Raw genomic sequence first — 16,545 nt, forward strand, 5'->3', positions numbered from 1 at the left:
TTTCTGAGATCACCGTATCCTTGGGCTGCATCAGCAGGTAGCGGATGGTTTCGGCGACGTTGGCGGGGTCTTGCAGGGTGGTCTGGTCGATGTCGGGGAAGCGATCGAGCAGGAATGGGGTGCGCATGCCGCCTGCGATCAGGGAGGTGACTTTGATGTTGTGGGGTCGCCCTTCGACATGGAGGGCCTGGGAGAAGCCGAGCAGGCCCCACTTGCTGGCGTGGTAGGCGGAGGCGTTGGCCCAGGCGCGTTTGGCGGCGGTGGAGACGATGTTGATGATGTGGCCGCCGCCGTTTTGGCGCATCTCGGGGAAGACGGCTTTTGACATATAGAAGGGGCCGCTGAGGTTGACGCCGATCACCTGCTGCCACTGATCGGTGGTGAGGTCTTCGATCGATTCGGTGATGTCGATACCGGCGTTGTTGATCAGCACGTCGATGCAGCCATAGCGATCGCGCACCTGTTCCAGCAGGGCCATAGCGCTGTCGGGGCTCGTGACATCGAGGTTGAGGGCGATCGCCTGCCCGGTCTGGCCGGTGGATGACTCAATCTCCTGAGCGAGTTCGCTGGCGAGTTCCTGGCGCAGGTCGGCGACGACGACCTTAAGGCCTGATTCGGCTAGGCAGCGGCAGGTGGCGGCACCCAGGCCCCGCGCGCCGCCGGTGACGATGGCCACTTTGTTGGCGAGGGCGGGGAACTGGCTGGATGGTTTGGATAGGGTCTGCATGGGGTTTCCTTCGTGATGAACTGGTTGGGTAAGGTTCAAAATTCAAAAGGCAAAGTTCAAAAAGTAAGGTTTGAATTTTGAACTAAGAACTTTGACTGGCGGGCATCGCGGCGGCGTTGCTGACCACCCTGGGGTGGAGCGGGGTCGCTTCCTCCTGCGATCGCGGCAGGGCGGGCGGGTCGAAGCGCTCCAGGTCGGCCTCGACCCACTCGCAGATCAGGTGCAGGGCCAGCAGCTGCACCTCCTGAATGCGCTGGGGGTCGGGGCTGGGCACGCAGATCGCCTGGTCGACTAGGGGCAGCAGGTCGCCGCCGCTGCCACCCAGCAGGCCGATGGTGCGTACGTTGCAGGCTTTGGCCGCCGCCACCGCCTTCACCAGGTTGGGCGACCTGCCGCTGGTGCTGATCACCACCAGCAGGTCATCGGGCTGGGCAAAGGTGTAGACCTGGCGGGCGAAAATATCGCTGTAGCCGACATCGTTGGCCCAGGCGGTGAGCAGGGCCACATCGGCGGTCAGGGCCATGACCGGCAGCCCGGTGCGGTGGTGGGAGCAAAACCGACCCACCAGTTCGGCGGCAAAGTGCTGCGATTCGGCGGCGCTGCCCCCGTTGCCGCAGACGAGCACTTTGCCGCCCCGGTTAAAGCACTCGCTAATCTGCCGCGACACCGCCAGAATGTCGGCGCTGACCAGGCGGCGGGCCTGCCGCATCGCCAGAATAGAGGCATCGAACCGGGCCTCGATCTGAGCCAGATCGTTGATGGTAGTTTCGGCGTTGGCGTTGGCGCTGAGGCTAGTGCTGAGCACCGACTCATAGATGGCCGCCAGGGCGCTGGCTACCTTGGCCCAGGTAAACCGTTGCGCCACATGGCGCTGGGCCTGGCGACCAAACAGGTTGAGCACAGTCGGGTTTTGGTACAAAAAGGCAATGCGATCGCAGACCTCCTGAGCATTTTTGGGCGCAACCAGGTAGCCCGTCTCGCCGTCGCGCACCGTAAACTTGATGCCGCCCACGTTTGAGCCAATCACGGGGGTGCCGCAGGCCATCGCCTCTAGGGGGGTAATGCCGAAGGGCTCGTACCAGGGGGTGGTCACAAACACATCGGCGGCGCTGTAGAAGTACTTCAGCACTTCGCGGCCCCGCTGGCCCACAAAGGAGACCCGATCGCCAATGCCCAGATCGGCGGCGATCGCCTGCAAGCGCCCAATCTCTGGCGTCACCTGCGGGTCGGGCACCGCCGACTCGCCCCCAACCACCACCAGCCGGGTCGGCAGCCGCTGCCGGTTCAACAGCGCGATCGCCTCCAGCACCGTATCGACCCCTTTGCGCGGCACCATACGACCCAATTGCAGCACCACCCGCTCGGCGGCGGGCAGCCCCAGGGTTGCTCTAGCTTGCCGTTTTGGAATCGGCCAAAACTCGCTCAAATCGACCCCGCAAGGCACGATGTGAATTTTGCTGGCGTCGGCCCCGTAGAGCTGAATCAGGTCGTCGCGATCCTGCGGGCATTCGGCGATAATGCCGTCGGCCGCCTGCACCACCTGCTCCTCAATGGCAAAGCGATCGTCCGGGAAGCCATCGGCCTCGCCCTGGTGCCGCCGCCGCACCTTGCCCAGGGCGTGAAACGTGACCACAAAGGGAATGCCGGTGTACTGCTTAATCTGGCTGGCCACCCGCGCCGACATCCAAAAATTGGCGTGGATCAGGTGGTAACCGCCGTCTAGCTGCTGCTCGCGGCGGACAAAGGCCACCATAAAGCGGGTGAAGGCTTTCATATGGGGCAGCAGCTGTTCCTTCGGCACTGGGGCGGCTGGCCCCGCTGGCACATGAATGATGCGCACCCCCTGCTGCCACAGCACCGCCTCCGGCAGGTCGGGGGCATCGCGACGGGTAAAGACATCTACCTGGTAGCCCAGGGCGGCGAGCTGCTTGGCCGTCTGACCCACGTAGACATTCTGGCCGCCGCTGTCGGTGCCGCCAAAGGTGCCCAGGGGCGAGGCGTGTTCGCTGATGATGGCGATTCGTTTGGTCATGGCTGGGGAAGGGGGAGTGAAGGGTGGATGGGTGAGGGGTGGATGGGTGGAAGGGTCGGTCGGTCGGTTCCTGAGCGGAGTCGAAGGAGAGCTGAGTCAAAGGAAAGGTATAGGAGGGTAGGCGGGTCGGTTCCTGAGCGAAGTCGAAGGAAAGGGGAACAAGGAAATGAGAATTCGATCGCTAGCGACCTCGGCCTTGGGGGGGTGGAGTTGCTAGCGCATGCGGGCGGTGCCCCTGGCCCTGCCTCAGTTCCATGGCATCGGCGAAGGCGGCGTTCCAGTCCTGCACAAAGCGATACAGGTTAAACCGGGCCTGGCCGACGGCCTGGGCACCCTGGCTGAGGTGACGGGCCAAATCGGGGTGGTCGATCAGCTGCTGCATCTGCTTGACGAGCGCCGACGGATCGGTGTGAATAAAGCCAGAAACGTCGTTCTCGACCACGGTGGGAAGTTCGGTGGTGGCGAGGCCGACGATGGGCAGGCCCAGATACATGGCTTCGCAGACGGCTAGCCCCAGGCTGGTGTAGCGCACGGGGTGAAAGAAAAATCGGTAGCGGGCCATCAGGGCAGGTAGCTCCTGGTGGGGGACGTTGCCCAGACCACCCAGGCTCTCAGAGTCCATGCCGACCAGATCGAGGGGAATGTGCTGACGCACCTGCTCAAACAGGTCGGCCCCCAGGCGGCGACCGCGCGATCGCAGCCCATTCACCACCACAATCCCCTTAGGAATCTCGCCCGTGTACTGCACGTCTTCGGGCACCGTTACTCCATGCTCAATCACTCGGCTGGGGGTGCGACCACAGTCCCACATCAGCCGATTAAAGGCGGTGACGTGGACCATCAGCACCTCAGGGTCGTCGACCCCGTGGCGGGTGGCGGTGGGGTGCTCGCGGGGCGGGTCGTGCTCTAGAAAGAGCTGCGGCAGCTGTCGCTGGGCCGGGCTGAGAATCTCGTGCCGATCGCGCTCGTAGTTGCGGCGCGACTGATACAAAATGCAATCGAACTCCTGATCGCGCACGTCCTCTGCCGCAATGTCGTGGACGTTGTGGCCCCAGTCGAACCCTGGCAACCGCCCGCCGTAGCCCTCGGGATGCCCTGGCTTGGTCGGCAGGTAAAAGTCGTGGGGGCACTGGGTCAGGTAGTAGAGGTAGCTACCGTGAACGTGCCAGGTGAGGATGCGGAGACGTTGCATGGGAGAGGTGGGTGGATGAGTGGATGGGTAAGGGGTGGATGGGTCGATGGGTGACGCTTTCGCGGAGCCGTAGGGTGGGCACTGCCCACCATTCAACAGCGGCGGCAAGCAAAGACCTCAAAGCCGACTCATATCGCTCAGCAGGTCGAGCAGGTGCCTACAGTCGCCATCGTCCGGCGGTGGCGAGCAGTGGCTGAGTACCTGGCCACCAAACTCGCAGGATTGGCCGATGCGAATAGGAATACCCGCCAGGTAGCAGAGGTAGCCCAGGGTGTAGGGGGACTGACCGGGGGCGGTGAGAATTACGGCGGCGTCGAACTGCTGCTGGCGCAGCCAGGCGATCGCCCCATGCCAATCGACCGGGGCGATGCTATGTGAGAGCAGCAGCCAGGCGGCTTGGGCAGGGTCTACAACCGTTAAGTTAGCTTGGGGGCAGATTTGCTGGAGATCGGCCAGATCTGAACTCTGATTCTGGTTGAAGACGAGAATTCGCTGGGCACTGGTTTTAACGGCCATAGCTAGCCTCCGACAGCAATTTGGGCGATTTGATCAGCCGTTCAGGGCTGTGGGGAGAGCCGAGTAAATCGTGGGCCTGAACCAGCACCCTGGCTGGGGTTGCCGAGCCAGCTTGGCGACTGTCGACGCGGCGGTGGCGGGTTTGGTTTTGGGGTGCCCAACGCTGCATGTCTGAGTCGCTAAACACCACTACGCTGGGGGTCTTGAGCGCGGCCCCCAGGTGAGAAATACCGGTGTCGTTACAGATCAGCAGGGCGGCATGGCGCAGCAAAACAGACAGTGCTCCCAGGCAGGTGCGGCCCCCCAGATTGACGGGTAGAGGCGTGCCGGGCTGGTTGAGCCTGACCGAAATTTGATCGGTGAGGCTGCGTTCAGCGGCGGTGCCGGTGAGCACAATGCGATGCCCCTGGCTGGCCAACTGTCGAGCAACCTCAATAAACCCTTCTATTGACCAGCGGCGCGACTCAATGCTGGCCCCCGGATGCAGGCAAATGTACTGACCGGGCACCAGAGAGTGAGCCTCCAGCAGTCGCAGACCCGCCTGGTACTCTTTCTCAACGAGCGGAAATTCGAGGGCGCGACTAGTTTCTGGCAGCCCCAAAAACAGCATCAGATCGAGCAGGCGATCGACCTCTGAACCCTGTTGGGGGTAGGGCAAAAAGTATTGGGAATCTGGGCAGTACTGCCCAGGTAGGTAAAACCCGGCCTGGTGTTGGCCGCCAAGCAGGGTAAGAAATGGGTTGATGTAGAAGCCACTGCCGTGCATTTGCAGGGTCAAATCGTAGGCCTGAGCCTGCAAATACTGACAAAAATCCACTGTGATCTGCGGTCCCTGCCAACCTTCGGGAATACCTGGAAACCCTGGGAAGGGCAGCCATTCATCGATTAGATGGACGAAGCGCTGGCCAAACCACTCGGTGCCCGGTAGACCCAGCCAGGTAATGTGGGCCAATGGATAGGCCTGCCGCAGCGATCGCAGGGCAGGCACGCTGCACAGCAAATCGCCCAGCCCTGGTAGAGAGCGCACCACTAAAATTCGCGCGATCGCGGGTATCGGGAGGCGACTGGCCATAGCCGAATGCCCTAACTAACAACTACAGATGTCATACTAGGCAGATTTCCAAACAACTTCATTGGACATTTGACAAGACATTTTGCTGTTTTAGTAACGCCGTTTGTGCATTTTGTACAATTAAGTTTTCAGATATTCTTTAGGTTTAAAGTTGTCTTTTGAAGGATATTTCTTTTGGCTGCAGCAAACTATTTCTTTCGGTAGGTGCCAAGATTAACTACAACCGCAATCCTAGTTTTTTGAGGCAGATTAATAGTTGCCAAAACTACTTAATATTTAGCAATATAAATCTAGTGTAGTCTTTAGTCACAGCGTTATTGACCGTGTCTCAATCCTTTGCCCAAATCGCTGAAGTAGTGGCCAAGCAGATGTCTTCGTTGCTACAAACCGCTGTTCTTATCAGCGATGCAGACGAAACTGTAGTGGCCAGTCAACGGGCTAATCAGGATCTTTCTTCAGTGAAAGAACCAGCAAAAAATGAGCATAACGGCAACGGCGCTAGTCGCTATTTGAAATTCCCCTTCCATGTCTATGACCAGATGGGAATGGTTTGTATTGAGCAATGGGCCGATGGTGAAAAACTATCGCCAAAGCTAACTCAGGCTTATATTGACCTGATGATTAGTCAGATTACCTATCCCACCCCTTCTAGCCAGCAAGTCTTTAAAAATCAGGTTATTTATAATCTTTTGCAGGGCCACGTTAAAGACGAAGCCCTGGCGCTACAGCAGGCGGCCCTGCTGGGCATAGATTTTTCTCCGCCTCGGGCAGTTATCTTAATCGATGCTACGGAGGCAATTTTAACGGCTAGCTATAGCGCAGAAGCCCCTAGCTATGAACAGCAGCGTCGCGCTCAAGCCATTATTGCGAGCACGGTGACTTTCTTTAATCTACCCGACGACACTATTTGCGCTGACCTAGGCGGGGGGCAATTTGCCGTACTCAAAGCCAGCGATAGCAAAAACCTGCGCCCCTGGGCCAACCACAGCGGCACTCCCTCAGATGCGATCGGCTCCTCCTGGACTAACTTGGAGGCCCTGAAGCGAGCGGCCAATGCCCTGCTGGAGCAGCTGTGCGAGGCCACTGGCACGGCGGTATGCATTGGCATTGGCCGTTACCACCCCGGTGTTTTGGGGGTGTCGCGATCGTACCAGGATGCCCAGGTGGCGCTGCGGCTGGGGCGACGGTTTAATGGCCGCAACCGAGTCTACTGCCTGGATGATTTGGGTATGGCGGCCTTTGCCTGCGTGGCGGATGAGCGCACTAAGGTTGACCTGGCGCTGCATTTGCTCAGTCCCCTCGACAATGAGCCCGACCTGGTCAGCACGCTGAAGGTTTTCTTTGCAGCTGATTGTGCGCTTTCGTCGACGGCAAAACAGCTCTGCATTCACCGCAATACGCTGACCTACCGCCTGGAGAAAATTGCTTCGCTGACGGGGCTAGACCCGCGCCGCTTTGACGAGGCGGTGCAGATTCGGCTGGCGCTTTTGCTCCAGGAGTTTCAGGGGTGTTAACCCATAGGCAGCTGCGATCGCTATTTGTCGGCTGAGCACAGAGCGGGCCATGGCATGACTTAAGGCCGCTATTAAAAGCCTTATGAACCAAGCTTTGGGAGTCATCGATGAAGCTTTGAGCGTCATCAACGAGGTTCTGAGCATTGTGAACAAAGCTTTAGGAGTCATCAACGAGGTTCTAAGCGTCGTGAACGAAGCTTTGGGAGTCATTAACGAGGTTCCGAGTGTCGTGAATGAGGCTTTGAGCGTCATCAACGAGGTTCTAAGTGTCATCGACGAGGTTCTGAGCGTCGCGAACGAGGATTGAGAGTGTCAGTGTCGAGACTTTGAATGTCGTTGATAAGGCTTTAAACGTCTTTAATGAGGCTTTAGGGTATCACCATCGAGTCTCGGAAGGTCGTGAACGAGGTTTTAGGACTCGATGACGAGGTTAGAGTGCATCGTTCTTGAGGTTTCGAGCGTCATTGACGAGGCTCTGAGTGTCGTGAACGAGGCAGGATGTGTCACCTTCGAGTCTATGAGGTTCGCTGGCTAGCCGATGACACGCAGCCACGTAAATCTGCGTGTCAAACACTTTGCCGCCTCGTTGGAAAGGGAACTGCCAAGATTCCTTAGTAGCCATGCCGTAGCCCCACGCGATAGGTTACTTCAAGGGCATGGCGGCAAAGTGCTCTTGCACCAGCTTGTGAATGAAGCGATAGCGCCCGCCGACTCGCTGAAGCAAAAGGCGATCGGTGCAGTGGTTGAGAAAGCGGGCATAGTTCCAGGGTATGTAGCTGGCGCGGTGGAGCACAATTCGGAGCGCAAAATGCTGAATGCAGGGGAAGAGGCTGTCATAAACGCCCGAAAGTAAAACAGCACCGGATGCTGAGGCAACAACTAAATCAACGTCACTCTCACCTAAAACACCGCCCAAAACCAGGGGCAAACCAAACCTGACCAGCATTAAGAGAAAAAGCCCGATAGCCAATAAAAAGCCCGTATTTTTTAACGAGGCCCAGATACCCTGATTAGGTTTTACTTTGAGTAAAATGTCAGTCTCCAGCCCTCTAATCAGCCCGAAAATCAGCCCGAAAGTCAGCCCGATAATCAGCCCGGTAATCAGCCCGTTCTTAAGCTCCTTAAAAAATTCTTTTCGCGCTTTGCGCGAAAAAGATAAATCAAAACTTTCCAAAGGGGTTATTGAAACTTGCCCGAAAATCAGCCCGAAAATCAGCCCGAAAATCAGCCCGACAAGCAGCCCGAAAGTCAGCACGAAAATCAGCCCTAAAATCAGCCCTAAAATCAGCCCTAAAATCAGCTTTTGCTGGCGTGTGGTTAACAGACTGGGCTGTAGTTGCTCAATTAAAAACTCATCCTGAGACTGGTTCTTAACTTGCTTTGCCAACCAGATCAGCCAGTGACGAGTCTGTTGGGCTGTGGGCTGCCCATGGGGCCTATATGCTCTGCTGTTAATCACCTCATGGAGTCTTCGTTCTACATAAGCATCCAGCAAATACTCCATACGGGCTGTGGTCGTTTGCTTTTGGTGCCACCGCTGGGGGTCAATGCTGTCGTTAGCCAGCACGGCCACGCTCAGCAATAGCGGTGTTCTCACCAAGGTCAGCAGGTCTTCGTCGTGGCGCAGGGTTGTCCACAGATCTTGGCAGTTGAGAGACCGTAGGTATTGCTGGAGCTGATTATTAGTTAGCGGTTCTAGGCAAACGGCAGCGTTCAGGCCCAGGTTTGTTTCATACAATCCATATTCTTCAATGCGGCTGCACACCAGTAGCCCCATCGGCCCATCGCCCGATTGCAACCAGTCGTTAATGGCCTTTACCACGGGCTCTTGCCGTACCGGGGGCAATTCATCCAGGCCATCCAGCAGGGGCAGCAGCTTCTTTTCTTGCAGCCAGGTTTGCCCCAGCTTTTGCGATACCCCATACTTCAGCTTTAGCTCGCTCAACAGCCAGTCGGTCAGGCTTTGCTTCGCATTCTGCCAGGATGACAGATTCACCATCACGGGTATCGGCTGCTCTGGGTCGTCATTCGCCCGCTGAATCAGCACGGAGGCTAGGTCGAGCATAGTGGTGGTTTTGCCGGAGCCGGGGTTGCCCAAAATTAGCAGCTTGCCGCCGACATCGCGACGATCAAACACATCGGCAATATGGGTGCCGGGGGGCAGGGCTTTGGGCGTCTGGTCTGCCGTACGCAGTTGGCTATCCCAGGGGCGGCTGACCTGGTTCCGCTGCTCGGCCATATCCAGGCGCACCAAAATGGCATTGTGTAGCGACTGCCGCAGGCGGTCCTCCACCTCAGTCCACACCGCATCAATCAGAATTTTCTCGTTGCGATCTTTGCGCGTAGCGGTGGGCTTTTCTTCCGGCAGTCCGTAGTAGTGGGAGGCTGTCTGGGCTGAGGTTGTAACATCATCCAGTACAGATTCCAGCGTTGCCAATCCGCATCCAATCGGGCTCTCAACCCACTCAAATAAAGCCTTCACCCGGCTAGCAGGCTGGGCCGCAGCGGTGGGAATGTTTCCCTGGGGAGGCTTCAGCGCTACTATTACCTGCTCAAGCTGGGGTGCCGGTACTGAGGCCAGCTTGTTAAACAGGGCAGACCGCTGGGAGTAATCGGCAGAATCATGCACGGTAGAGCTTAGGAGCGCAGCAGAGGGCAGGTTGCCTCCTAATATAGGTGAAAAATGTTGAAAATCCTGATACGGTGCTCGATCTAGGGGCTGTCATCAATTAACAGCTGATAGCCCAAGAATTAGCTGTTACAGCCCCTAGCCTGTTTTTTGGGTCGGGCGTGGCAATGCTTATAGATTAAGGATTGTGGCCAAAATTGATGACACGCCCTAGGGCTGGTCGTGGCATGATTTAAGGCGGTTATTCAACCGGAAGGGTTAACATCTATGGCTTTGCCCTTTGACGCCGCCCCCAGCGAGGCGCGAATTGAGCGATTTTGGCAGCTCTCGGCCAGCTTTGGCATGGAGCGCAATGCGTACCACAACTACTTAAACGAGCTGGTGAGCGATCGCTACGCCCTGATCAAAGGCCTGCAACTGCTGCGCGACGAGCTACAGTTTGCCGGGGCCAGCCCCACCGATATTGGGGCCTGCGGGGCCGACATGAGCCTACCCAGCGCGGTGACTACCCTGGCCTACACCAACTGCGGCGATCGCATTCACCAGGGCGAGGCCACCAAGCGCTACCGCGACGTGGTGGCTTCCCGGTTTGCTACCCTGTCAGAAATCGGTGAACTAAAGCTAGAGGCGTTTTTCCCCGCTGGGGGCGGCACCGACAATGGCGCGACCCTGGCCCACGTCACCGTCGCCCACGAGCTGGACGAAAAGCTCAAGCGCCGGGTCTACGAGGGCAACCCCGAGTCGATCTCGCTGGTGGCGATCGATCTAAAAACCCACGTGGGCCGCATTCAAGAAGACGGCAAGCAGGTCTACGGCAAAACCCGCGAATCGCCCTGGCGCGAACCTCGGGCTGCCTGCGGCGCGATCGTGGGGGCGTTGAGCCACTTTCAGCCTGAGAATCTGATTCACCGCCGCATTCGCAGCGATTTGGGGGAGCGCAACTTTCAGTTTTTGTCGAGCCAGCGCATTTTGACCGACGAGGGAGTTGATATCACGATGGCGGTGGCATCGGCGATCGTAGCGATTCGCGGCATTCGCAATACGGCCATGGCCCTGGCCCAGGAACTGGACGAGCGCGGCCTGGGCCACCTTACCGCCAGCACCACGGTGAATCGCCCCTCGCGAGATGACCTGGTAATTTATCTGGCTCGCGCCACGGTGTTTAACGGCATGGTGCGAATTCAAAGCCTGGGCACCGAGGCCAAACGCTACAGCGGCAAGCTAGTGGACTACGCCGGAGAGAAGCGCCTGCAGCTGCGCTACGACGACTGGGATAGCGAGGACGTGCCGATCGAGGAAATTCCCTATAAGGTGCGACTGTCGGGGTTGTAAATTAGCGTAACTACAGTGTCAATCTGAGCAAAAGGGGTCTCTGTTGCTGCAGAATGAGTCTGCCTCTGTAGCAGTTTGGTAAGCGATGCCTCAGCGATACCGATATCTAAAAGTGCTGGCTCGCCTGCGCCGCCAGAAGCGCAAGCTGTGGCTGAGCAATAGCGGCGATTGGCAGTGGCTGGCCAGCAAGCCCATGCCGATGGCGGGGGTTAATCGCTTGCTGTGGCGAGAGTCGGTGCCGTCGCTTAGCTTTTTTGTGATGCTGACGCTGTCGGGGGTGATTTCGTCGCTGGGGCTGCTGGCGGGCAGCACCGCCACGGTAATTGGGGCGATGATCATTGCGCCGCTGATGGGGCCAATTATTGGGATTGCCTACGCGATCGCTGTTTCTAACCGCCGCCTGATGAAGCGGGCGGGCCTGACTCTGCTCTGGGGCACCCTGGCGACGGTGTTTAGCTCGACGGTAATTGCCAGCCTGATTGGCCTACAGCTTTTGAACGAAGAAATTTTGCTGCGCACCGAGCCCAACCTAATCGACCTGATAGTGGCGATCGCGGCGGGGGCGGCGGGGGCCTTTGCCAAATCGCGCAAGCATGTGGCCGATGCTTTTCCGGGGGTAGCGATCGCGGTGGCCCTGGTGCCGCCCTTGAGCGTGATTGGCATTGGCATTGCCCGATTAGATCAGGGGGTCTTTTTGGGGGCCACGCTGCTGTTTATTACCAACCTGACCGGGATTATTTTTAGCGGTATTTTGGTCTTTTTGTGGCAGCGCTATGGCACCCTCAAGCGCGCCCAAGAAGGGGTGGTGCTGTCGACGCTGCTGCTGCTGGTGCTGGGCGTTCCCCTGGGGCTTTCGCTCAACAATTTGCTGGTGCAGTCTAACTCTCGCCAGCGGGTCAACAGCCTCATTCGCAACGAGCTTCCCCTATCCCAACGGGCTGAGCTGCAGGATATTGGCCTCCGGCAAAACGACGATCTGCTCCAGATCACCCTAGATTTTGCGGCACCGCCCAATACCATCACCGCCGAGGATGTGCGGCAGTCTCAGGCTTTTTTGGAAGATCGCCTCGAACAGCCGGTTGACCTCACCCTGCGGGTGGTGCCGGTACAAGAATTTATGGTGCCTGCTACCCCCTAAGGAATGTGGATTTATTAAAGTGAAATGCCTGGGTAGGGGCGAACGGTTGTTCGCCCTCAAAGAGAATCCAATCGTTACAAGTTATTTGATCAACGATCCTAAGCGATCAGCTCAATCTGACAGGCCACCCAGGGCCTCGACTAGCACAGGGCAAGCAGGCTCTCTACCACAGGCAGGTCGTGCACCCAGGCCAGTTCGTAGCTAAACTCCAGCAGCGGCCTTTGTTTTAAAATCGAGACGCCTGGATAGGTGAGACCTGGAACAATCGGGGCATTGCCCACCCCAACTCCGCCTGCCACCATAGCTAAGGTATCGGCCAAAGTCGATACATCGATCGCAAAGGTGGGTTCAAAGCCAGCCTCGGCTGCGTACCGCCGACAGCTATCGTAGATGATCGGCTGGCGATCGCGAGCCGGGATAATCATAGGATAGTTGGCCAGATCTGCCCAGCTCACCGCCTCCTGGTTTTCGAGTTCGTGCCCCGACTGTACCAGCACCACCATGGGCACCGTACCCAAATGGTGACGCTTGATGCCCGTCGGAATTGAAATATCCCAGGCGATCGCCACATCAATCTCGCCGTTAGCCAGGGCTGAGCCAATCGAGCGTTCGTCAAGCTGACGCAGCGACACCCGCGTTTCGGGATGAGCCTGCTTGAATTTGGCGATGAGCTGCCCAACTAGCGGCTGTGCCGTGCCAATAATCATGCCTACCGTCAGCGCATCAATGCCGTCAAGGGTGCCTGCCTGCGCCGCTCGCACCGCCATGTCGGCATAGGCCACGGCTTTTCTAGCCGATTCGAGAAACCCTCGGCCTGAGTTAGTCAGCGAGACCTCGCGGGAGGTGCGGTTGAGCAGCTTCACTCCCAGGTCGGCTTCTAGCTCACCAATTAGACGACTCATCGCTGGTTGCGACATACCGCACTGGTGCGCCGCTCGCCCAAAGTGCAGTTCCTCGGCCAGGACGATAAAGGCGCTCAGGGTTTTTAGGTTCATCGATATCAAATTGGGTATTGATTAATTACTATTCTATATTTGTTTTCTTATTAATATCGTGTTACTTATTAATTAAGCCTGACCTCGGTACGAAATTCTACTCTCTATATCTTTCTGTCCATGTTGACCTGGCTAGGAAGCCTCTCAATCAAAAGCCGCGATGAATATTAACTTCACCCCCAAGACCTTTGACCTGCTAGAGGGTTTGGCTGCAAATAACGAAAAAGCCTGGTATGACGACCATCGCGATGATTTTGATATCTATGTCAGAAAGCCCTTTGCCAGGGTCTTAGAACGGGTTAGCGAACGGCTTGAATCAACTCAAGTCCCTCTAACAGGCGGGCTAAAAACAATGTTTCGCCAACACCGCGACGTGCGTTTTTCTAACGATAAATCGCCCTACAGTACGCATGTCAGCGGTGTACTCACACCCTCGGGCACCAAAGCCGAAAAGGAAGGCTTGCTCTACCTTCAATTAGAAAGCTCAGGTGGCCTAATTGCCTGTGGATTCTACCAGCTCAAAGCGGCAGAACTGGCTCCTATCCGCGATCGCATGATTGAAGCCCCCAAGGCGTTTGCCCAAGTGCTCCAAGACCTAGATAGTGCAGGTTTGTCGCTCAGCGATGACGACAAACTAACCGCCATGCCGCGCGGCTATGAAGCCCACAGCGACCATGACTATGCCGACTATTTGAAACTAAAAAGCTTCGTTGTGTCGGTTCACTTGGGCCGAGGGGCCTGGCTGGATGACGATATTGTCGACTGCATGGTTGAATACGCCAAAAACTGCGCCTCTCTACTGAAATTTGGGCGAGGGAATTAAGCCATGCTAGAAGCCCTGCCAAATATTGGAAACGCGATCGCAGCTGATCTGCGAGCGATCGGAATTGAAACCCCTGAACAACTGGCCCAGAGAGATCCCCTCCAAACTTACTACTCACTGGCTGAGCAAATGGGGCCTCGTCACGACCCATGCGTACTTTATACCCTGCTAGCTGTGCAGCACTACTTTAACTCTGACGAAAAGCTGCCCTGGTGGAACTTTACTGACCAAGGCAAACGATTACTAAATAGTGACGATACACAAGCGCCTGCTTAATCATGATCAAAACTGAAAACTTTGAGCAGATTGAAGTAACATCCGGCCAAGCATTGCGCGAGTGGCTAGAGGCAAACCACTTGCAAACAGAGAGTATTTGGCTCGTCACCTACAAAAAACACGTGGGCGATAAGTATGTTTCTGTCCAAGATATTCTCGATCAAGTGCTTTGCTTTGGCTGGATTGACGGCATCCGTCGAAAACTTGACGACGACAGAACCATGCAGATGATCTCGCCCCGTCAGGCCCAGCACTGGGCCAAAACCTACAAAGACCGGGCCGCAAAGCTAATCGACACAGGACGAATGCACCCCGCTGGCCTAGCTGCGATCGCCGAGTCAAAGCGCAACGGCCTGTGGAATTTTATGGATGACGTAGATGCTCTGATTAAACCCGATGATCTAATCGCAGCGCTAGAGTCTCATCCACCCGCTAGCGAATATTTTGACGCCTTTGCCAAATCCACCAGACGCAATATTCTCCGCTGGATCAAGCTGGCTAAAACACCTGATACTCGCGCCAAACGAATCGAGAAAACGGCAGTTTTAGCCGCCCAAAACCAAAAAATTCCGCAGATGTGATTAGCCCTAATGAATCTACAAATACACCCTGTTTCGAATGTCGCTCAGTCAACTAGCTCTGCATCAAAAAAACCTCTCTACCTCCCGTAGGGTGGGCACTGCCCACCATCACATATTGGCAATAAGACACTGCCCACCACCAATACGTCGCCAACAGTCAACCTCACAAACACCCGCTACTCCATGGCTAAGTCGGCAAGCGCAATTAAATATAAGTCGACGTAGGTTGGGTTGAGGCACGAAACCCAACACCCGCATGGGTTACGCTGTCGCTAACCCATCCTACATTTGAATTGACCCACCCACTTACCTTCGTTCCTCTTACCTAAAGAAGCCAACATGTCTGACCACTCTTTATCTGAAGAAAACCTGGATTCAGCGGTTCAGGCTAGCCCGTTTAACTCAGCTAAAAGATTCTTAGATCGCCAGCCCCGGTGGCTGATTGGGTTAGGCGCAGCGGGATTACTCTTAACGGCTGGGGCACCGATTGTTTATAGCCAAATGGCCGCGTCAGACGAACCCGCCGAGGAAGCTTTAGCAGAACCTTTGGCGGTAGAAACCCTGATTGTAGACGCCGTCAACAGCTACGAAGTATTGCGCGCCTACACCGGAGAAATTGCCGCCCTGCGCAGCAGCGATTTGGGCTTTAATCGCGGTGGCGAACTGGTGCAGGTATTGGTCAGCGAGGGCGATCGCGTCAGCTCTGGTCAGGTCCTGGCCCAGCTCGATACCCAAAACCTGCAAACCCAGCGCCGCCAGCTCGAAGCCCAAAAAGCTGAGGCCCAGGCCCGCCTGCTAGAGCTAGAGCGCGGCGCACGCCAGGAAGATATCGCCGCCGCCAGCGCCGAGGTGCGCGACATTGAAAGCCAGCTGCGGCTGCAAGAACAGCAGCGATCGCGCCGCGAATACCTCTACGAGCAGGGGGCCATTTCCAAAGAACAGCTCGACGAATTTGCCTATGGTGCCGACACCCTACAGGCGCGGTTAGACCGAGCCAACAGCAACCTCAGTGAGCTGCTCAACGGCACCCGCCCCGAGCAGGTTGCCGCCCAGCGAGCCGTCGTGCAGCAGCTCGACGCCAGCCTTGCCGATGTCGATGTCAACCTCAGCAAAAGCACCCTTAAGGCTCCCTTCGAGGGCATTGTCGCGGGGCAAACCGTCGATGAGGGGGTTGTAGTGGGGGCCGGGCAGTCGGTGGTGCGGCTGGTGGAGAATGAAGCGCCCGAGGCCCGCATTGGTATACCCGAGAACGCCGCCAGCCAGCTACAAGCGGGTAACGCTGTCACCGTTACTCTGGGCACAGAACGCTACAGCGCCACGGTAAAGTCGGTGCTGCCAGAGGTTGACCCCGATACCCGCACTCAAATCGTTGTTTTTCAAATTGAGCCGACCGCGATCGCTCGCCTCAACCCCGGCCAAACCGCGCGGGTCGAACTGACCGAGACCATCCCAACCGGAGGCATTTGGCTGCCGACCCAGGCGCTGGCCCAAGACATTCGCGGCCTATGGAGCGTCTACGTCGTCATGCCCGCAAAGGACGAAATAGAGAGCGAAACAGAGGGTGAAGACAACGTCTACCAGGTTCAGCCCAAAGCCGTCGAAATTCTGCACCAGGAGAGCGATCGCGCCCTGGTGCAGGGGACGCTGCAAGCAGGCGATCGCATTATTTCCAGCGGCGTGCATCGGCTAGTACCAGGCCAGTACGTGCGGCCCTTAAA

At 57.1% G+C, this 16,545-nt stretch carries 15 protein-coding genes; 8 read left to right on the forward strand and 7 right to left on the reverse strand.

The annotated features are described in order from the left end of the window. From IQ273_RS19405 to IQ273_RS19425, 5 genes are all read right to left on the reverse strand, one after another. Positions 1-727: SDR family oxidoreductase (locus tag IQ273_RS19405; RefSeq protein ID WP_194024814.1), on the reverse strand; the 727-nt coding region annotated here is incomplete at its 3' end. 82 nt (positions 728-809) lie between these two features. After that, positions 810-2,759 carry a glycosyltransferase gene (locus tag IQ273_RS19410; RefSeq protein WP_194024815.1) on the reverse strand — a complete coding sequence of 650 codons (1,950 nt, stop codon included), beginning with the start codon at positions 2,757-2,759 and terminating at the stop codon, positions 810-812. A gap of 181 nt (positions 2,760-2,940) precedes the next feature. Beyond that, positions 2,941-3,951, reverse strand: a complete 1,011-nt coding sequence (locus IQ273_RS19415) for a glycosyltransferase (RefSeq protein ID WP_194024816.1) — start codon at positions 3,949-3,951, stop codon at positions 2,941-2,943. A gap of 117 nt (positions 3,952-4,068) precedes the next feature. Then, positions 4,069-4,467, reverse strand: a complete 399-nt coding sequence (locus IQ273_RS19420; protein ID WP_194024817.1) for a hypothetical protein — start codon at positions 4,465-4,467, stop codon at positions 4,069-4,071. After that, positions 4,457-5,539: a glycosyltransferase family 9 protein gene (locus tag IQ273_RS19425; RefSeq protein ID WP_194024818.1), complete on the reverse strand. Its 1,083-nt coding sequence runs from the start codon at positions 5,537-5,539 to the stop codon at positions 4,457-4,459. Before IQ273_RS19425 ends, IQ273_RS19420 begins: the two co-directional genes overlap by 11 nt. Before the next feature lie 323 nt (positions 5,540-5,862). On the opposite strand from IQ273_RS19425, the gene IQ273_RS19430 reads away from it, so the two are divergent. Together IQ273_RS19430 and IQ273_RS19435 are read left to right on the forward strand one after the other, a co-directional pair. After that, complete coding sequence (locus IQ273_RS19430; RefSeq protein WP_313898170.1) at positions 5,863-7,053, forward strand: helix-turn-helix domain-containing protein; 1,191 nt, start codon at positions 5,863-5,865, stop codon at positions 7,051-7,053. An 82-nt stretch (positions 7,054-7,135) separates the two neighbouring features. Beyond that, entirely contained in the window at positions 7,136-7,360 is a 225-nt protein-coding gene (locus tag IQ273_RS19435; protein WP_194024819.1) for a hypothetical protein, read from the forward strand. A gap of 336 nt (positions 7,361-7,696) precedes the next feature. Here IQ273_RS19435 and IQ273_RS34875 read toward each other — a convergent pair whose 3' ends face one another. Next, the gene (locus tag IQ273_RS34875) at positions 7,697-9,682 is read right to left on the reverse strand and encodes an NACHT domain-containing NTPase (protein ID WP_194024820.1); all 1,986 of its coding nucleotides are present in this window, start codon (positions 9,680-9,682) and stop codon (positions 7,697-7,699) included. Positions 9,683-9,949: 267 nt separating this feature from the next. On the opposite strand from IQ273_RS34875, the gene IQ273_RS19445 reads away from it, so the two are divergent. After that, on the forward strand, positions 9,950-11,014 hold the full coding sequence (locus tag IQ273_RS19445) for a hypothetical protein (protein WP_194024821.1): 1,065 nt from the start codon (positions 9,950-9,952) through the stop codon (positions 11,012-11,014). An 85-nt stretch (positions 11,015-11,099) separates the two neighbouring features. Next, the gene (locus IQ273_RS19450; RefSeq protein ID WP_194024822.1) at positions 11,100-12,152 is read left to right on the forward strand and encodes a TIGR00341 family protein; all 1,053 of its coding nucleotides are present in this window, start codon (positions 11,100-11,102) and stop codon (positions 12,150-12,152) included. Positions 12,153-12,292: 140 nt separating this feature from the next. On the opposite strand, the gene IQ273_RS19455 is transcribed toward IQ273_RS19450, so the two are convergent. After that, positions 12,293-13,147 (reverse strand): LysR family transcriptional regulator, encoded by an 855-nt coding sequence (locus IQ273_RS19455; protein ID WP_194024823.1) that lies wholly within the window; start codon positions 13,145-13,147, stop codon positions 12,293-12,295. A 160-nt stretch (positions 13,148-13,307) separates the two neighbouring features. Between IQ273_RS19455 and IQ273_RS19460 the strand changes: the two genes are divergently transcribed. From IQ273_RS19460 to IQ273_RS19475, 4 genes are all read left to right on the forward strand, one after another. Further along, positions 13,308-13,970, forward strand: a complete 663-nt coding sequence (locus IQ273_RS19460) for a DUF2461 domain-containing protein (RefSeq protein ID WP_194024824.1) — start codon at positions 13,308-13,310, stop codon at positions 13,968-13,970. A 3-nt stretch (positions 13,971-13,973) separates the two neighbouring features. Beyond that, positions 13,974-14,246, forward strand: coding sequence for a helix-hairpin-helix domain-containing protein (locus IQ273_RS19465; RefSeq protein ID WP_194024825.1), 273 nt, complete (start codon positions 13,974-13,976; stop codon positions 14,244-14,246). A 2-nt stretch (positions 14,247-14,248) separates the two neighbouring features. Further along, positions 14,249-14,827, forward strand: coding sequence for a YdeI family protein (locus IQ273_RS19470; protein ID WP_194024826.1), 579 nt, complete (start codon positions 14,249-14,251; stop codon positions 14,825-14,827). A gap of 339 nt (positions 14,828-15,166) precedes the next feature. Continuing rightward, the coding region (locus tag IQ273_RS19475) for an efflux RND transporter periplasmic adaptor subunit (RefSeq protein WP_194024827.1) at positions 15,167-16,545 on the forward strand (1,379 nt) is incomplete at its 3' end.

Source organism: Nodosilinea sp. LEGE 07298, from assembly GCF_015207265.1.
In the GTDB taxonomy this organism is placed as follows: Bacteria; Cyanobacteriota; Cyanobacteriia; order Phormidesmidales; family Phormidesmidaceae; genus Nodosilinea.